The sequence below is a fragment of the Nocardioides sp. Root140 genome (genome assembly GCF_001426745.1).
GTDB lineage: Bacteria > Actinomycetota > Actinomycetes > Propionibacteriales > Nocardioidaceae > Nocardioides.
In genome coordinates, this window is sequence record NZ_LMFI01000010.1 from 1,540,764 (window position 1) to 1,557,810 (window position 17,047).

A 17,047-nucleotide genomic window follows, 5' to 3' on the forward strand; every position below is an offset into this window, starting at 1 on the left:
CGAAATCAAGGTGCACGATGCGCAACAAGTTGGACGTGGGGGGAAAGACTCGGAACCAGACGATGCGTCGTCTGCTCGAGCAAGCGAGGTACGAGGTCCTGCCGACCGAATCGACCGAGCAGAAGGTCGTCGAGAACGTTCCGCTCGACCGGATGATCACCGTGACCGCGTCGCCGAGCAAGGGCCTGGGCGCGACCTTCGACCTGGCGGAGCGGCTGACCGGCCATGGGTACGCCGTCGTACCCCACCTGGCAGCGCGCATGGTCAGCGGCCGCAGTGAGCTCGCGGAGATCTGCGAACGGCTGACCTCCGGCGGCATCACCCGTGTCTTCGTCCCTGGTGGTGACGCCGAGCCGGCCGGCGACTACCCCGATGCCCTGTCGCTGCTGGAGGACCTCGTCGCGTTGGGGCGGCCGTTCGCCCACGTCGGGATCACCGGCTACCCCGAGTCGCACCCGCAGATCAGTGACGACATGACCGTGCAGGCCATGTGGGACAAGCGCCGGCACGCCACGCACATCGTCAGCAACCTCACCTTTGATCCGGCTGTCATCAAGGTGTGGCTCGAACGCATGCGGAAGCGCGGCATCACCATGCCGTTGCTGCTCGGGATGCCCGGACCCGTCGACCGCACCAAGCTGCTGGGCATGGCGACCCGCATCGGGGTCGGTGAGTCGACCCGGTTCCTGGCCAAGCACAAGGGCACGTTCGCTCGTCTGGCCGCCCCCGGCGGGTTCACCGGCGAGCGGTTCCTGGCCAGGTGCGCCCCGGCGCTGGGCGCCCCCACCGCGTTCGTCGAAGGGCTGCACGTCTTCACGTTCAACCAGATCGCGGAGACCGAGGCGTGGCGCACCGACCTGTTGCAGCGCCTCTAGCTGCCGCTACCGAACAGTCCGCATGCTTCTGGTGGAAATTACCTGAGGACTGTTCGGTAGCGCGGCGGAGTCGAGCAGCCCGGCAAGTGCGCCTTCGAGGCCGGACAGGCCGGTGGGTACGACGGTCAGTGGCAGCCCGATCCTGGCGGCGGCCTCGGCGGCGAGCGCGTACAGCTCGTCATCAGGCTCTTGGGCGAGCCAGACGACGCGGGTGTAGCTGCCGAAGTAGTCGTCGCGCAGCTCGGGGTGGCGATCGAGGCCGAGCTCTCGCACGACGCTGCGCTCGAACGATCGCACGAGGAAGTCGGTCAGCACGTAGGTGCCGGGCTGCTCGGAGAAGAACTCCTCGATCCTCGAGGCTCCCCCGAAGACGTCGTAGCAGTGCAGTCCCGGCAGCCGCTCGAGCCCGAGCTCGGCACACACCTCGTCGAGGGCGCCGTACGTGCCGCAGTCGGCGTACCCCACAGCCACGCGGGCGCCGCGGGCCCGCAGCTCAAGGGCCAGGGTGCGCACCTGGTCGGCGATGAGGTGCGGCTGGTTGTGCAGGAGCGGCGGAAGCGGGTGTATGTCGAGGGGCCATCCTCGGAGGTCGGCGATCTGCGCGGCCGGCTGGGCGAGGGCGCCGCACGCGATCAGGACCGTGCGTCCGTCAGGAGCCCTTGGCGAAGCCGAGGTGCTCGACGAAGCGGTCGTTGAAGTCGGGGCGGTCGGAGAGCTCGACATAGGTCACCTCCTCCACCAGGGTCAGGGCGCCGGCCCGCTCCGGCAGGGAGAGCAGCGCCATCTTGGCGCCCTCGCCGGCGACGTTGCCCGCCGAGACGATCCGCAGCAGCGGCAACGAGGGCACGAGGCCGATGCGTACGGCGGCCGCGGGGGAGAGGTAGCTGCCGAACGAGCCCGCGAGCAGGACCTGTTGTACGTCGCGGTGCTCGAGACCGAGCTCGTCGAGCAGGAGCGACCACCCCGTGGAGATCGCGGCCTTGGCGAACTGCAGTTCGCGGACGTCGCGCTGGGAGAGCACGACGCAGTCGGCCGGGTCGGCGTCGGGCGTGGGCCGGTGCAGCACGAACACGCGTTCTTCGCCGATGCGGGTCAACCGGTCGACCAGGCCCGGAGCGACGTCGGCCGCGGCCTCGTCGGGAATGAAGCGGCCGGAGTCGTCGAGGAGCCCGACCCGCACCAGCTCGGCCACCGCATCGACGAGGCCGGACCCGCAGAGACCGCGGGGGGCCACGTCGCCGATGACCTGCAGCTCGACCGGGTCGGTCGCCCCTGCCTCGGGGTGCAGCCTCACCACCTCGATGGCGCCGTCGGCGGCGCGCATGCCGCAGCGGATGGCGCCGCCCTCGAATGCCGGCCCGGCCGGGGCCGCGGTGGCCACAATCGTGTCGCCGTCGCTGAGCACGATCTCGCAGTTGGTGCCGACGTCGATGAAGAGGCGGGTCCGCTTGTCACGATCCATGCCGGTGGCGAGCATGCCGGAGACGATGTCGCCCCCGACGTACGCCCCGAGCGCGGGGAACATGACGGCTCGGGCCCGCGGGTGCAGCGAGAGGCCGAGCTCTGCCGCCAGCACGGTGGGTGGCAGTGCCGTGGTCATCACGAAGGGAGCGACGCCGATGGGCTCGGGGTCGATCCCGAGTGCCAGGGCGACCATCGTGGCGTTGCCGGCCACGGCGACCTCGTAGACCGACTCCGCGGCCACCCCACCCTCGCGGCAGACCTGCTCGGCGAGCTCGGCCAGGGTGGCTCCGGCGGCGTCCTGCAACCGGGCCAGCGCACGGTCGTCCATCATCGTGGCGCTGATCCTGCTGATCACGTCGCCGCCGAAGGGCTGCTGCTTGTTGAGCATGGAGGCCACGGCGACGGGGGTGCCGGTGGTCAGGTCGAGAAGCGTGGCGACCACCGTGGTCGTGCCGAGGTCGAACGCGATCGCGTGACGTTGCCCGGTGGTGTCGCCGGGCTCGACCTCGACGAGCGCCTCGTCGACGATCACCGCGGTCACCTTGAAGTCGGCGGCGCGGAGCACGCCGGGCAGTCGGCGCAGCACGTGCAGGTCGGGGGACGGCACCAGGTCGGTGATCGCGTCGAGCAGCCGCACGATGTCGCTGCGCTGGTCGGCGAGGGTCGGCTCCTCGAGCTCGACGTACCGCTTCTGCACGGCCGGTCGGAGGATCACCTGGCGTCCGACGCCGACGGTGGCGGCCTTGGGGCGGGTGGTCAACGGCGGCACGAAGACCTCGAGGTCGCGCGTGGCCGGCACCAGGCAGGCGAGTCGCCATCCCTCGTCGAGCTGATCCGGGGTGAAGGTGCGTACGTCGTGGCGGGTCACCGGCGTGGCACCCTCGACGCGTACTCGGCACTTGTGGCAGGTGCCGTGGCCGCCGCAGGTCGAGTCGACGGCGATCCCGTTCCACGACGCGGAGTCGAAGACACTGACCCCCGGCGGCACCCGGACCGAGCGTTGCGCGGCGGGACTCTCCGGACCGGTGTCGACGGTGAACGAGAGCGTCACCCGACCGAGTCCGTCGTGCGGCGGGGCGTCGGCCCCGGGCGCCTCGAGCAGCCCCTCGCGGTGGATCTCCATGACGGAGACCTCCGGGGGCTCCGCGTCGGGAGGCAGCTCCTGGCCGTCGGGCACGCCCGGATCGAGGGCCACCTCGGACTCACCCTCTGCCCGGATCACGCCGACTCGTCCCTCCTCGCGCGGTGTACGGCGATCCAGGCGGAGCCCCACTCGTCGTGGTCGAGGAGCAGGTCGGCCGCCTTGACGGCGTCGACGATCTGGGGTGCGCGGGCATCCATGATGGCGCTGGTCAACCCGGAGACCATGGCCATCGGCAGGAAGGCGGCTCCCAGGGTGTGGCGGTCGGGCATGCCGAACGAGACGTTGGAGGCGCCACACGTCATGTTGACGCCGAACTCGTGCCGGATCCGGCGCATGGTCTCCAACGTGGTCAAAAGCGTGGAGGTGTCGGCGCCGATCGGCATCGCCAACGGATCGATGACGATGTCGGCGGCGGCGATGCCGTACTCGGTGGTGGCGACCCGGATGATCTTCTCGGTCAGCTCGAGCCGTCTCTCCACCTCCATCGGGATCTCGTGCTCGTCGTTGGGCAAGGCGATGACGGCGGCGTCGTGCTTCTTCACCAGCGGCAGGATCTGCTCGAGACGCTCGTCCTCAGCGGTGACGGAGTTGACCAGCGCCCTGCCGTCGTACGCCGCCAGCCCGGCCTCGAGGGCCTCGACCACGCTGGAGTCGATGCAGACCGGCAGGTCGGTGAGGCCCTGCACCATGCGGATCGCCCGGACCAGCAGGTCGGCCTCGTCCGTCAGCGGCACCCCCATGTTGATGTCGAGCACGTCGGCCCCGCCCGCGACCTGGGCGTGGACGTCGCGTTCGATCGCGGACAGGTCGCCGGCCCGCAGCTGCTCCTGGAAGATGCGGCGACCGGTCGGGTTGATCCGTTCCCCGATCAGGCAGAACCGGCGCCCGTGGCCGATCACGACCTCGCGGCTCGCCGAGCGCAGGACCGTCTCGAGAGGCTCCGCGGGCGCGCTCATGCGGGGTCCCTGGGCAAACCGCAGCGCAGCGAGGATTTGGCTGGGGTGTTCATGCCGGCACCCTGGCGCGCCGTTCCTTGATCAGTGCCTTCGCCTTCTTCACGCACGCTGACGCGTCGGGAGCGTAGCCGTCGGCGCCCACCGCGTCGGCGTACTCCTGGGTCACCGGCGCGCCGCCGACCATCACGATCACGCTGTCGCGCACGCCGGACTTCTCCAGGGCGTTCATGTTGGCCTTGAACATCGGCATCGTGGTGGTGAGGAACGCGGAGAACCCCACGATGTCGGGCTGATGCTCCTCGATGGCGGCGACGAACTTCTCGGGAGCGACCTGGACACCGAGGTCGATCACCTCGAAGCCGGCGCCCTCGAGCATGATGTTGACGAGGTTCTTGCCGATGTCGTGCACATCGCCCTTGACGGTGCCCATGAGGAACTTGCCGATGGTCTCTGCGCCGGTCTCGGCGAGCAGGGGTCGCAGCACCTCCATGGCCCCGGCCATGGCCCGGCCGGCGATCAGCATCTCGGGGACGAAGAAGTCCCCGCGCTCGAACCGGGCACCGACCTCCTCGAGCGAGGGGATCAGTGCGTCGAAGAGCAGGGTCTGTGGCTCCATCTGGAGCGCGAGGCCCTGATGGGTGAGTTCGAGGACATGCGGGGCGTTGCCGACGAGGGTGTCGTCGTAGAGGCCCTGCAGGATCTCTTCGGGAGTCAGTTCTGGGGAGGTCAGCTTCGGGGAGGTCATGCCACCCCCTCCTTTCGGGTTCGCCGTCGGAGCAGCACGGAGAGCTGGTCCGCCCGGTCGATCAGGGTGCGCCCGACGTCATCGAGCCGGCCTTGCAGCCGTTGGGTGGGGCCCGAGATGCCGAGCGCGGCGATCACCGTGCCGTCGGCGCCACGCACGGGGGCGGCCACGCCGGTGAGACCGATCTCCAGCTCGTCGACCGTGGTCGCGTAGCCGCGCCGACGCGCCTGGTCGAGGTGGCGGCGCAGGCCGTCGACGTCGGCGACGGTGTGCTCCGTGAGCTGGTCGAGGGGGCCGGACGGAAGGTCGAGGACGCCGTGGGTGAAGAGGATCTTGCCCAGAGCCGAGCAGTGCGCCGGCACCTCGACCTCGGTCCAGTCACGGGTGCCGAGCATGTAGGCCGTGTCGACCTGGGCGACCTGGACCACGCGGTCACCGCGCGTCACCGCGAGGTTGACGGTCTCGAGGCTGTCCTTTCCGACCTTCTGCATGGTCGGACGGGCCAGTCGGACCAGCTCCTCCCAGGGATCGTGCCGGGTGGCGTAGAGCCAGAACAGCGGGCCGGCGACGTAGGAGCCGTCGGCAGTGCGCTCGAGCAGCTCCGTGCGCTGGAGGGCCGTCAGCAGGCGTGAGGTGGTCGACTTCGGGAGGCCGCACTCCTCGAAGAGGTCGACGAAGCTCAGCGGCTCGTCGGCCTTCACCACGGTGCGGATCAACGCGGCCGCACGGTCGAGGGCCTGGGTTCCGGTGACGGGCTCACTGCCGGTGTTGCTCACTTGTGCCTTTCTCGCGGTCGACTGGATCGGTTTCCGAGTGTTCCACATTATGGAACCACTGATCCATATTATGAGGTTAGGATCTCGACAAGGGCAGGTCAAGAGCGACACAGGAGGACGCATGTTCCGGAACCGCATGCCGCGCTACGAAGTGCTGTCGGCCGATGCGATGTCCACCCTCGACGGCGGGTGGCGACGCATCCTCACCGAGATCGGTGTGGAGTTCATGGACGCGCGGGCACTGGAGCTCTTTCGCGCTGCAGGCCAGAAGGTCGAGGAGAACACCGTCTTCCTCGATCCGGAGTTCGTGCTGGCCCAGGTGGCCAAGGCGCCGGCCGAGTTTGACGTACAGGCCCGCAACCCGGACAACACCGTCCACATCGGTGGCGACGCGATGGCGTTCGCCGCCGTCTACGGCCCGCCCTTCGTCCGTGAGGGAGAGATGCGCCGTGACGCCACGATGGCCGACTTCCGAAACTTCAGCCGGTTGGCGCAGACGTTCCCGGTGCTCGACTCCGCCGGCGGAGTGATCTGCGAACCCAACGACACTCCGCTCGACAGTCGACACCTCGACATGACGCTGGCCCTGCTCACCGAGACCGACAAGGTGTTCATGGGCAACGTCGTCTCGGCGGTCAACGCCCGTGACGTGTTGTCGATGTGTGACATCGTCTTCGGCTCGCGGGAGGCGATCGAGAAGACGCCGGCCACGATCTCGCTGATCAACTGCAACTCGCCACTGCACTGGGACGACCGGATGCTGGAGTCGATGTTCGAGTACGTCGCGGCCGGTCAGCCGGTGATCCTCACGCCCTTCCTGCTGATGGGGGCGATGTCGCCGGTGACGGTGCCCGCGGCGCTGGTGCAGCAGATCGCCGAGGCGCTCTCCGGCATCGCGCTGGCCCAGCTGATCCGGCCGGGGACACCCGTGGTCTTCGGGTCGTTCCTCTCGAACATCGACATGCAGTCCGGCTCACCGACCTTCGGCACGCCGGAGTCCGGGATCGGGCTGCTGTGCACCGGCCAGATCGCCCGCCACTTCGGGCTGCCCTTCCGCACCGGTGGCGGGCTGACCTCCTCCCAGGTCCCCGATGCGCAGTCCGGCTACGAGGCGCTGATGACCATGCTGCCGACCTTCCTGGCCGGGGCGAACTGGGTGATGCACGCGGCCGGCTGGTTGGAGGGTGGCCTGGTCTCGGGGTACGAGAAGTTCATCATCGACACCGAGATCCTGCAGATGCTCGAGGCGGAGTTCACCCCGCTCGAGATCGACGAGGCGTCGCTGGCCTTCGACGCCCACAAGGAGGTCGGCCACGGCGGCCACTTCCTGGGCGCGCAGCACACCATGGAACGCTTCCGCACCTGCTTCTACCGACCGATGCTCTCCTCGTCGGAGAACTTCGAGCGCTGGACTCGAGGCGGCGGACTCGACACCGCGGCGCGTGCGGGAAACATCTACCGCACCAAGCTCGAGGAGTTCGAGCCGCCGGCGCTCGACGACGGCGTACGCCTGGAGCTGGAGGAGTTCGTGACCCGCCGCCGCAAGGAGCTCGGCGACTGACTCTCTGCCACCTCACGATGTTCACTTGAACATGCAGTTCGCGCACGTGCCCGCCCGCTCGCGCTCGGACAACGGCACGTCGGGCTGAACTGTATGTCCAAGTGAACACTTCGCTGGCGAGGGCCGACCAGCAGTGCCCGGGACCAGGGTCAGCGGAAGACGACGGTGCGGGGGCCGTTGAGCAGCACCCGGGACTCGGAGTGCCAACGGACCGCCCGTGAGAGCACCTGGGCCTCCACGTCGCGTCCGGCGGAGACGAGCTGTGCCTGGTTGTGGTTGTGATCGACCCGCATCACGTCCTGTTCGATGATCGGCCCCTCGTCGAGGTCGGCGGTGACGTAGTGGGCGGTGGCGCCGACGAGCTTCACTCCCCGGTCGAAGGCCTGGTGGTAGGGCTTGGCGCCCTTGAAGCTCGGCAGGAACGAGTGGTGGATGTTGATCGCCTTGCCGGACAGCGCACGGCACATCGGATCGGAGAGCACCTGCATGTAGCGCGCCAGTACGACGAGGTGCACCTCGTGCTCGGCGACGAGGCGCAACACCTCCGCCTCGGCCTCGGGCTTGGTCGCGGCAGTCACCGGAATGTGGTGGAAGTCGATGTCGTAGGACCGGACCAGGGCCTCGGCGTCGGGGTGATTGGAGACGACGGCGGGGATCTCGATCTGCAGGGCCCCGGTGGACGTGCGGAAGAGGAGGTCGTTGAGACAGTGGAGGTGCCTGGAGACCATGATCAAGGTGCGGTACGGCGCAGCGGCGTCCCACATCTCGAAGGTCATCGACAGCTGCGCGGCCACGGTGGCGAAGTCCTCGCGGAGTGTGGCGACGTCGGGCACCGCACCCTCGACCTCGAAGTCGATGCGCATGAAGAATCGATTGGTGAGCCGGTCACCGAACTGCTGGCTCTCGATGATGTTGCCACGGTTGCGCACCAGGAACTCCGACACGGCGTGCACGATGCCGGGGCGGTCGGGACAGACCAGGGTGAGGACGAAGTCACCGGCCGGGTCGCCGGCGTTGGCGGAGTAGCGGAGAACCATGGTGACCCCTGTTCGGTGCAACGACGGACTGTTGCGTAGTTCGCGTCATCAGTCTGCGATACGCAACAGCGGCTGCGCCAGTGCCTGCGCTAATGTCGCGTCATGGACAAGCCCCGCACCGTCGACGGAGTCCAGTCCGTCGACCGCGCGTTGAGCATCCTCGAGGGCATTGCCCGCGTCGGGGTGGCCGGAGTCACGGAGATCGCGGGCGAGCTTGGGGTCCACAAGAGCACCGCGTTCCGCCTGGTGGCCACGCTCGAGTCGCACGGGCTCGTGGAACAGACGGCCGAGCGTGGCAAGTACCGCCTCGGCATGGGCATCCTGCGCCTCGCCGGTGCCGCCACGGCCCGGCTCGACGTGGTCCAGGAGGCGCGTCCGGTCTGCCGGAACCTGGCCGCCGAGACCGGGGAGACGGTGAACATCGCGGTGCTCTCCGAGCACTCGGCGCTCTATCTCGACCAGGTTGCGGGGTCCTCGGCGTTGCAGTCACACAACTGGGTCGGCCAGCACATCCCCCTGCATGCGACCAGCAACGGCAAGATCCTGCTCAGCAGTCTCGACCCGGACGAGCTGGACGACTTCCTCGGCGCCCTCCCGGCGTACACCGAGCTGACGATCACCCGGAAGGGCAAGCTGCGCAAGGAGCTCGATCATGTCCGCGAGGTCGGGTATGCCGTGGCGGTCGACGAGCTGGAGGTCGGCCTCACGGCCGTGGCGGCACCGATCCGCAACGCCCACGACGACGTCATCGCCTCGATGAGTGTCTCGGGCCCCACGCTGCGGCTGCAACAGCAGCGCGTGGACGAGGTCGTCGAGCAACTGGTGGCGGCGGCCACCGAGGTGTCGTACCGCTTGGGCTGGGGTCACCGTTAGGGCAAGTTTCGTCGACCCACTTGACGCCGTCCGGTGAGGGGGCAATCCTGCAAAAGGGTGACCTGGTCGTTGCGCGACATGAAACCTGTTGCGTGATACGCGATCACATCGTCCGGAGAGGTGGGGCCAGAGGTGCCGGAGATCTACATTGACGGCGAGTGGTGTGCCGCGCGCGGCGGGGGGCGGCGCGAGATCCGGTGCCCGGCCGACGGCAGCCTGGTCGCCGAGGTGGACGAGGGAGACTCCGCCGACACCGACGCCGCGATCGCGGCCGCGCACCGTGCGTTCCATGCCGGACCATGGCCCGGAACGGTGGCCCGGGAGCGTGGCGACCTGCTGCTGCGGGTGGCCGACCTGCTCGAGCGGGACAAGGATGCCGTGGCGCGTGCGGAGTCCCTCGACACCGGAAAGCGCCTGGTCGAGAGCGAGTACGACGTGGCCGACGTGGTGGGCGTGTTCCGTCACTACGGTCACGTGGCCGCCGAGGACGCGGGCCGGGTCGTCGACACCGGGAACCGCGACGTGGCCAGCTCCGTCGTCCACGAACCCCTCGGCGTGTGCGGGCTGATCACCCCGTGGAACTATCCGCTGCTGCAGACCTCCTGGAAGGTCGCGCCCTGCCTGGCAGCCGGCAACACGTTCGTGCTCAAACCGAGTGAGATCACGCCGCACTCCGCGATCCACCTGATGCGCATCCTCGGCGAGGCGGGCCTTCCGGCGGGAGTGGGCAACCTGGTCCTCGGCGACGGTCCCGGGGCCGGCAGTCCGTTGAGCACCGACCCGCGCGTCGACCTGGTGTCGTTCACCGGGAGCCTGGCGGTCGGCAAGCTGCTGATGGCCAACGCCGCCGGCACCGTGAAGCGGGTCGCGCTCGAGCTGGGTGGCAAGAACCCCAACGTGGTCTTCGCCGACGCACCTCGAGAGGCAGCCCTCGACATGGCGCTGACCGCGGTCTTCCTTCATTCGGGCCAGGTCTGCTCGGCCGGCGCCCGCCTGGTCGTCGAGGAGTCGATCCACGACGAGTTCGTGGACGCCCTGGTCGAGCGGGCCAGGCTGATCCGGCTCGGCGGACCCTTTGACACGGAGGCCGAGACCGGTCCGCTGACCAGTGCTGCCCACCGTGCCAAGGTCGAGGCGTACGTCGAGGCGGGAATCGCCGAGGGGGCGGTGCTCCGGTGCGGTGGAGCCAGGCCCGACGACCCGGCGCTGGCCAGCGGGTTCTACTACCTGCCCACGGTGCTCGACGGATGCACAAGCGACATGTCGGTCACCCAGGACGAGTCCTTCGGTCCGGTGCTCACGGTGGAGACCTTCACCGACGAGGACGACGCGGTGCGCATCGCCAACGACAGCATCTACGGCCTGGCCGGCGCGGTGTGGACCGGTGACGCCGGCCGCGGCCAGCGGATGGCGCGCCGACTGCGCATGGGCACCGTGTGGATCAACGACTACCACCCCTACGTGCCGCAGGCCGAGTGGGGCGGGTTCAAGCAGTCCGGGATCGGGCGCGAGCTCGGTCGCGCGGGGCTGGAGGAGTACCAGGAGACCAAGCACATCTGGCAGAACCTGCGACCAGAACCACAGGGGTGGTTCGACGGGGCGTGACAGCGTGACAGGCCGCGGAGAGCCGAATCGTGAAAGGGAGTGGGTGCGCATGACCGATCGCTACGACTTCGTCATTGTCGGAGGCGGCTCCGCCGGGTGCGCCCTCGCCAACAGACTCTCGGCCGACCCCGCGACCACGGTGCTCGTGCTCGAGGCAGGGCGCAACGACTACAAGATCGACCCCTTCATCCACATGCCGGCGGCGCTGCCGTTCCCGATCGGCAGCCGGTTCTACGACTGGAAGTACGAGTCGGAGCCCGAGCCGCACATGGATGGCCGACGGGTCTACCACGCCCGCGGCAAGGTGCTCGGCGGCTCCAGCAGCATCAACGGCATGATCTTCCAGCGCGGCAACCCGCTCGACTACGAGCGTTGGGCCGCCGACGACGGCATGGAGACCTGGGGCTACGCCCACTGCCTGCCCTACTTCAAGCGCATGGAGACCCTCCTGCTTCCCGACGGCAGCGTCGGCGCGGACCGGTGGCGTGGGGGCAGCGGGCCGCTCCGACTGGAGCGTGGCCCGGCACTCAACCCGCTCTTCGGGGCGTTCTTCGAGGCGGCCCAGCAGGCGGGTCATCCGCTGACCGACGACGTCAACGGCTACCGCCAGGAGGGCTTCGCCCGTTTCGACCGCAATGTCTTCCACGGCCGTCGCTTCTCGGCCGCGCAGGCCTATCTGCACCCGGTGATGCATCGCCCCAACCTCGACGTGAAGACCTATGCGTTCGTCGGGGGCCTGGTCTTCGAGGGTCAACGTGCCGTGGGCGTCGAGTGGTCGCGTGGCCGCAGCAGGCACACGACGTACGCCGACGAGGTCATCCTGTGTGGTGGGGCGATCAACTCGCCGCAGCTGCTGCAGCTGTCCGGCATCGGCAACGCCGCGGAGCTGGAGGCGCTCGGCATCACGCCGCGCCACGACCTTCCCGGGGTCGGGGAGAACTTGCAGGACCACCTCGAGGTCTACATCCAGTACGCCGCCACGCAGCCGGTGTCGATCGCCCCCGGACTCAAGTGGCGCAACCGTCCCAAGCTGGCCGCCGACTGGCTCTTCCGTCGCAAGGGCCTGGGTGCCACGAACCACTTCGAGGGCGGCGGGTTCGTCCGCGGGAACGACCGGGTCGACTACCCGAACCTGATGTTCCACTTCCTGCCGATCGCGATCCGGTACGACGGCAGCGCTCCGGTGGGCCTGGAGAAGGGTGCCCACGGCTACCAGGTGCACATCGGGCCGATGTACTCCGACGTCCGGGGCAGCGTGAAGGTCACCTCCACCGACCCGTCGCGGCATCCGGCACTGCGCTTCAACTACCTCTCCACCGAGCAGGACCGCCAGGAGTGGGTGGAGGCGATCCGGGTGGCCCGCGACATCCTCGAGCAACCGGCGTTCGCCCCGTTCAACGGCGGCGAGGTGTCACCGGGACCGGGGGTGGAGACCGACGAGGAGATCCTCGACTGGGTGGCCAAGGATGCCGAGACCGCGCTGCACCCGTCGTGCACGACCCGCATGGGCACCGACCCGATGAGCGTGCTCGACCCGACGTCGTTGCGGGTGCACGGCATCGACGGGCTGCGGGTGGTCGATGCGTCGGCGATGCCGTACGTCACGAACGGCAACATCTATGCGCCCGTGATGATGCTGGCCGAGAAGGCCGCCGACCTGATCCTCGGGAACACTCCGCTGGCGCCGGACCCCGCGCCGTACTACCGCTACCGCGACGGCACGCCGCTCCATCCACCGGGCGACCCACGCAACTCCATCGATGAGGCAGGTACACGATGAGCCAGCAGAACTCGACCGAGACGGCTGCCACGGTCAGCGTCCGCGGACTGTGGAAGATCTTCGGCAACCGCGCGGACCGGATCATCGGCACGCCGGACGCCGACCTCTCTCGCGCCGACCTCAAGGAGAAGACCGGCTGCGTGGTCGGTGTGAAGGACGTGTCCTTCGAGGTGGCACCCGGCGAGGTGTTCGTGGTGATGGGCCTCTCCGGGTCCGGCAAGTCGACCCTGGTCCGGTGCCTGACCCGGCTCATCGAGCCGACCGCGGGCGAGGTCGAGATCGGCGGCATCGACGTGACCGCCGCCAACGCGGCCGGGCTGCGGGACCTGCGCCGTAACCAGGTCTCGATGGTGTTCCAGCACTTCGGGCTGTTGCCGCACCGTCAGGTGATCGACAACATCGCCTACGGCCTGGAGATCAGGGGCGTCGGCAAGAAGGAGCGGCGTGCCAAGGCGGCCGAGGTGGTCGACCTGGTGGGACTGACCGGCTACGGGAACTCCTACCCCGACCAGCTCTCCGGGGGCATGCAGCAGCGGGTCGGCCTGGCCCGCGCACTGGCCGGAGACCCCGCGATGATGCTGTTCGACGAGCCGTTCTCGGCACTCGACCCGCTGATCCGCCGGGACATGCAGAACGAGGTGATCCGGCTCCAGGAGGAGCTGAAGAAGACGATGGTCTTCATCACCCACGATCTCGCCGAGGCACTCAAGCTGGGTGACCGGATCCTGATCATGCGCGACGGCGAGATCGTCCAGATCGGCACGCCCGACGAGGTGGTCGGAGCGCCCGCCGACGACTACGTCCGGGACTTCACCTCCGACGTACCCCGTTCGCACGTGCTGACCCTGAAGTGGGTGATGCGCGACCCGCGGCCCGACGACTCGAGCGAGGGGCCGGTGATGAGTTCCGACACCATCGTGCGGGCTGCAGCGCAGGCGGCGCTGGCCTCCGACCATCCGGTCCGCGTGATCGATGACGGGAAGCTGGTCGGGATCGTGGACGACGACGCGATCCTGCGGGTCGTGGTGGCCGAGGAGTCGGTGTGAGTCTCGGCCGGATGCCGCGCTGGGCCTGGGCGCTGGTCGTGGTCGGGGCGTGGATCCTCGCCTGGTGGCTCATGAAGGGCAGCCACACGCTGGCCCTTCCCGGCCGCGAGCACACCGACCTGCACAACGAGATGACCGGGTGGCGCAACGACCTGATCGCCGGCCGCGACGACAACCCGCTGATGCAGTTCACCGGAAACGTCGCCGAGGGTGCGCTCAACGCGGTCGACTGGCTGCAGCGAATGCTCTCGAAGCCGAACTATCCGCGACCCGTGCCGGAGATCGGCTGGCTGGGCCTGCTCGGCATCATGATGTGGATCGCGCACGCGGTCGCCGGCTGGAAGTACGCCGTGCTGACCGGCTCGGTCATGTTCGTCGCCGCGGTGATGGGTCTCTGGGCCGATGCGGTCGACACCTTGATCGTCACCCTGCTGTCGGTCATCTGCGCCGTGGTGATCGGGTTGCCCATCGCGGTGCTGATCGGCACCAGCGACTGGGCGAACCGGATCATCGGCGTGATCCTCGACCTGATGCAGACGATGCCCACCTTCGTTTACCTGATCCCGGTGGTGCTCTTCTTCGGAACCGGTGCACCCGCCGCCATCGTCGCGACCCTGGTCTACGCGCTGCCTCCGCTGATCCGTGTCGCCGGGTTCGGCATCCGGCAGGTCTCGCCCACGGCCATCGAGGCCACCGACTCGATGGGTCAACGAGCCTGGCAACGCCTCTTCAAGGTGCAGCTGCCGATGGCCCGGCGCACCATCATCGTGGGGCTCAACCAGACCACGCTCGCCGCGTTCGCGATGGCGGTCATCGCCTCCTACGTGAACGGACCCGGGCTCGGCAGGCCGGTCGTCGCCGCGCTGCAGATCGCCGACATCGGACGCGGGCTGGTTCCGGGGGCCATGCTGGTGCTGCTGGCCATCATGCTGGACCGCACCACCACCGCCGCCAGCGAACGGCCGGAGCAACTTGCCCGAATCGGGGGAGGCAACCGCCGACTCAGGTGGGCCGGTCTCGCCGTCGGTCTGGTCGTGGTGGTCGTGATGATCCAGATGTCGCGGTTCTACTCGTGGGCGGCGACGTACCCGTCCACCGGCTGGTCCTCCGACCTGGCCGACGGCATCAACAAGTTCTCGAGCTGGGTGGTCGACGCGATCGGAGGGGTGAGCGAGGCATTCAAGGACCTGGTCAGCTATGGCCTGCTCAACCCCATGCAGAGCGTGCTCGCCGAATCGCCGTGGTTCGTCAGCGGCGCCGCGATCCTGCTGCTCGCCGTGGTGATCGGCGGTTTCCGCACGATGGCCACCACGGTTGCCGTGGTGGGCTGGGTCGTCGCCTGCCTGGCCGGCATCTGGTACCTCGACCTGTGGCACGACACGATGATCACCCTGAACATGGTGCTGGTCGCCACCCTGCTGACGATGATCCTGGCGGTGATCTTCGGGGTCTGGATGGCCCGCCGGCCCACGGTGGACCTGCTCCTGCGGCCAGTGCTCGACATGGGGCAGACCATCCCGCCGTTCGTCTACCTGGTGCCGGTGCTCTACCTGTTCGACCAGACGCGGTTCACCGCGATCTTCGCCGCGATCGTCTACGCCGCCCCGGTGGCGATCAAGCTGGTCGCCGACGGCGTACGCGGTGTTCCGGAGACCACCCTCGAGGCCGGCCGGTCCGCAGGGTCCACAGCGTGGCAGGAGATCACGAAGGTGCAGTTGCCGATGGCCTCACGCTCCCTGGTCCTGGCCGCGAATCAGGGGTTGCTCTACGTGCTCTCCATGGTGGTGATCGGAGGGATGGCCGGAGCCGGGGCGCTGGGGTACGACGTCGTACTCGGCTTCTCGCGGTTCGAGGAGTGGGGCAAGGGACTGGCCGCAGGCCTGAGCATCGTGCTGCTGGGCATCATGCTCGACCGCATCTTCCGGGCAGCCGCCGTGACGGGGTCGGCCGCTCCGGTCCGTCGCCGGTCACGACGCAACGCAACTGCGGAGGAGGAATCGACCGACCGTGACGCGCCGCTGGCCGTCACCGGATGAAGCGACTCGGCCAAGCGACTCGGCCATGAGAAGAAGGAGATCCAGATGAAGAACAGATGGAACAGGGGAGTCCAGCTCCTGGGAGTGTCGGCATGCCTGGCCCTCGTCCTCGCCGCGTGTGGTGACGGGTCGATCGACAAGGCGACCGACGAGAACAAGGACGCCCAGGCCGAGTGCGGTGGCGACGGCGAGCTCAACCTGGCGGTCAACCCGTGGGTCGGGATGGCGGCCGACGCCTACGTGGTCGGCACCCTCGCCGAGCAGGAGCTCGGCTGCAAGGTCAACTACAAGGAGCTCAAGGAAGACGTCTCCTGGCAGGAGTTCAAGAGCGGCGGCGTCGACGTGGTGATCGAGGACTGGGGCCACCCGGCGTTGGAGAAGCAGTACTTCGCCGAGAAGGGCGACGGCTCGGCCGAGGACTTCGGGTCGACCGGCAACATAGGCATCATCGGCTGGTACGTGCCGCCGTGGCTCGCCAAGGAGCACCCGGACATCCTCGACTACAAGAACCTGAACAAGTACGCCGACAAGTTCAAGACCTCGGAGTCCGGCGGCAAGGGACAGTTCCTGGGGTCCGACCCGTCCTACGTCCAGTTCGACGAGGCGATCGTCGCCAACCTCGACCTCGACTTCAAGGTGGTCTTCTCCGGTGGTGAGGCGGCCAGCATCACCGCCTTCCAGAAGGCCGAGAAGAACCACGAGTGGCTGATCGGCTACTTCTACGACCCGCAGTGGTTGCTGGCCGAGATTCCGTTGGAGAAGGTGGCCCTGCCCGAGTACACCGATGGCTGCCAGGACGACCCGGCCAAGGTCGCCTGCGACTACCCGGAGACCGACCTGAAGAAGGTCGTCTCCACCAGCTGGTCCAGTGACGGCGGAGCGATGGTCGACCTCGTCAAGAACTTCACCTGGAAGAACGAGGACCAGAACCTGGTGGCCAAGTACATCGCCGACGACAAGATGTCGCCGGAGGACGCCGCCAAGAAGTGGATCAAGGAGAACCCCGACAAGGTCGACGCATGGCTGGGCCGCTGAACCAGCCCTGACCGCGTCGGACGCGCACGACAGCCCCACGGTGATCTCCGTGGGGCTGTCGTGATTTCGAGGGCGATTCCCTTGACACACAAGGCGCCCGGGCGGACGCTGGTG

Annotated in this window: 14 protein-coding genes; 8 read left to right on the forward strand and 6 right to left on the reverse strand. The window is 68.5% G+C overall.

The annotated features are described in order from the left end of the window. The first annotated feature begins 17 nt into the window (after positions 1-17). The gene (locus ASD30_RS17740) at positions 18-875 is read left to right on the forward strand and encodes a methylenetetrahydrofolate reductase (protein ID WP_056684328.1); all 858 of its coding nucleotides are present in this window, start codon (positions 18-20) and stop codon (positions 873-875) included. 6 nt (positions 876-881) lie between these two features. Here the strand turns inward: ASD30_RS17740 and ASD30_RS17745 are convergent, their stop codons facing one another. Genes ASD30_RS17745 through ASD30_RS17765 form a run of 5 tightly spaced genes read right to left on the reverse strand, consistent with a single transcriptional unit; the run spans position 882 to position 5,960 of the window. Continuing rightward, positions 882-1,598: a DUF1638 domain-containing protein gene (locus ASD30_RS17745; protein ID WP_082563919.1), complete on the reverse strand. Its 717-nt coding sequence runs from the start codon at positions 1,596-1,598 to the stop codon at positions 882-884. Continuing rightward, on the reverse strand, positions 1,525-3,561 hold the full coding sequence (locus tag ASD30_RS17750; protein ID WP_200949904.1) for an ASKHA domain-containing protein: 2,037 nt from the start codon (positions 3,559-3,561) through the stop codon (positions 1,525-1,527). The genes ASD30_RS17745 and ASD30_RS17750 overlap by 74 nt, the downstream gene beginning before the upstream one ends. After that, positions 3,558-4,439 (reverse strand): dihydropteroate synthase, encoded by an 882-nt coding sequence (locus tag ASD30_RS17755; protein WP_056684331.1) that lies wholly within the window; start codon positions 4,437-4,439, stop codon positions 3,558-3,560. Before ASD30_RS17755 ends, ASD30_RS17750 begins: the two co-directional genes overlap by 4 nt. 49 nt (positions 4,440-4,488) lie before the next feature. Continuing rightward, the gene (locus tag ASD30_RS17760) at positions 4,489-5,184 is read right to left on the reverse strand and encodes a corrinoid protein (RefSeq protein ID WP_200951170.1); all 696 of its coding nucleotides are present in this window, start codon (positions 5,182-5,184) and stop codon (positions 4,489-4,491) included. Next, positions 5,181-5,960, reverse strand: a complete 780-nt coding sequence (locus tag ASD30_RS17765) for an IclR family transcriptional regulator (protein ID WP_056684334.1) — start codon at positions 5,958-5,960, stop codon at positions 5,181-5,183. Before ASD30_RS17765 ends, ASD30_RS17760 begins: the two co-directional genes overlap by 4 nt. Before the next feature lie 121 nt (positions 5,961-6,081). Between ASD30_RS17765 and ASD30_RS17770 the strand changes: the two genes are divergently transcribed. Beyond that, positions 6,082-7,521 carry a trimethylamine methyltransferase family protein gene (locus tag ASD30_RS17770; protein WP_056684337.1) on the forward strand — a complete coding sequence of 480 codons (1,440 nt, stop codon included), beginning with the start codon at positions 6,082-6,084 and terminating at the stop codon, positions 7,519-7,521. Between the two features lie 149 nt (positions 7,522-7,670). On the opposite strand, the gene purU is transcribed toward ASD30_RS17770, so the two are convergent. Next, positions 7,671-8,558, reverse strand: coding sequence for a formyltetrahydrofolate deformylase (gene purU, locus ASD30_RS17775; RefSeq protein WP_056684341.1), 888 nt, complete (start codon positions 8,556-8,558; stop codon positions 7,671-7,673). 102 nt (positions 8,559-8,660) lie between these two features. Here purU and ASD30_RS17780 point away from each other — a divergent pair, with 102 nt between their 5' ends. The 6 genes from ASD30_RS17780 (at position 8,661) to ASD30_RS17805 (ending at position 16,933) form a co-directional block, all read left to right on the forward strand. Continuing rightward, on the forward strand, positions 8,661-9,431 hold the full coding sequence (locus ASD30_RS17780) for an IclR family transcriptional regulator (protein WP_056684343.1): 771 nt from the start codon (positions 8,661-8,663) through the stop codon (positions 9,429-9,431). Positions 9,432-9,563: 132 nt separating this feature from the next. Beyond that, positions 9,564-11,036 (forward strand): aldehyde dehydrogenase family protein, encoded by a 1,473-nt coding sequence (locus ASD30_RS17785; protein WP_056684346.1) that lies wholly within the window; start codon positions 9,564-9,566, stop codon positions 11,034-11,036. Between the two features lie 49 nt (positions 11,037-11,085). Further along, a complete protein-coding gene (gene betA / locus ASD30_RS17790) occupies positions 11,086-12,816 on the forward strand; it encodes a choline dehydrogenase (protein ID WP_056684349.1) in 1,731 nt (576 codons plus the stop codon). Continuing rightward, on the forward strand, positions 12,813-13,862 hold the full coding sequence (locus tag ASD30_RS17795) for a quaternary amine ABC transporter ATP-binding protein (protein ID WP_056684352.1): 1,050 nt from the start codon (positions 12,813-12,815) through the stop codon (positions 13,860-13,862). The genes betA and ASD30_RS17795 overlap by 4 nt, the downstream gene beginning before the upstream one ends. Further along, positions 13,859-15,898 (forward strand): ABC transporter permease, encoded by a 2,040-nt coding sequence (locus ASD30_RS17800; RefSeq protein ID WP_057294120.1) that lies wholly within the window; start codon positions 13,859-13,861, stop codon positions 15,896-15,898. The genes ASD30_RS17795 and ASD30_RS17800 overlap by 4 nt, the downstream gene beginning before the upstream one ends. Positions 15,899-15,943: 45 nt before the next feature. After that, the gene (locus ASD30_RS17805; protein WP_056684356.1) at positions 15,944-16,933 is read left to right on the forward strand and encodes an ABC transporter substrate-binding protein; all 990 of its coding nucleotides are present in this window, start codon (positions 15,944-15,946) and stop codon (positions 16,931-16,933) included. The last annotated feature ends 114 nt before the right edge of the window (positions 16,934-17,047 follow it).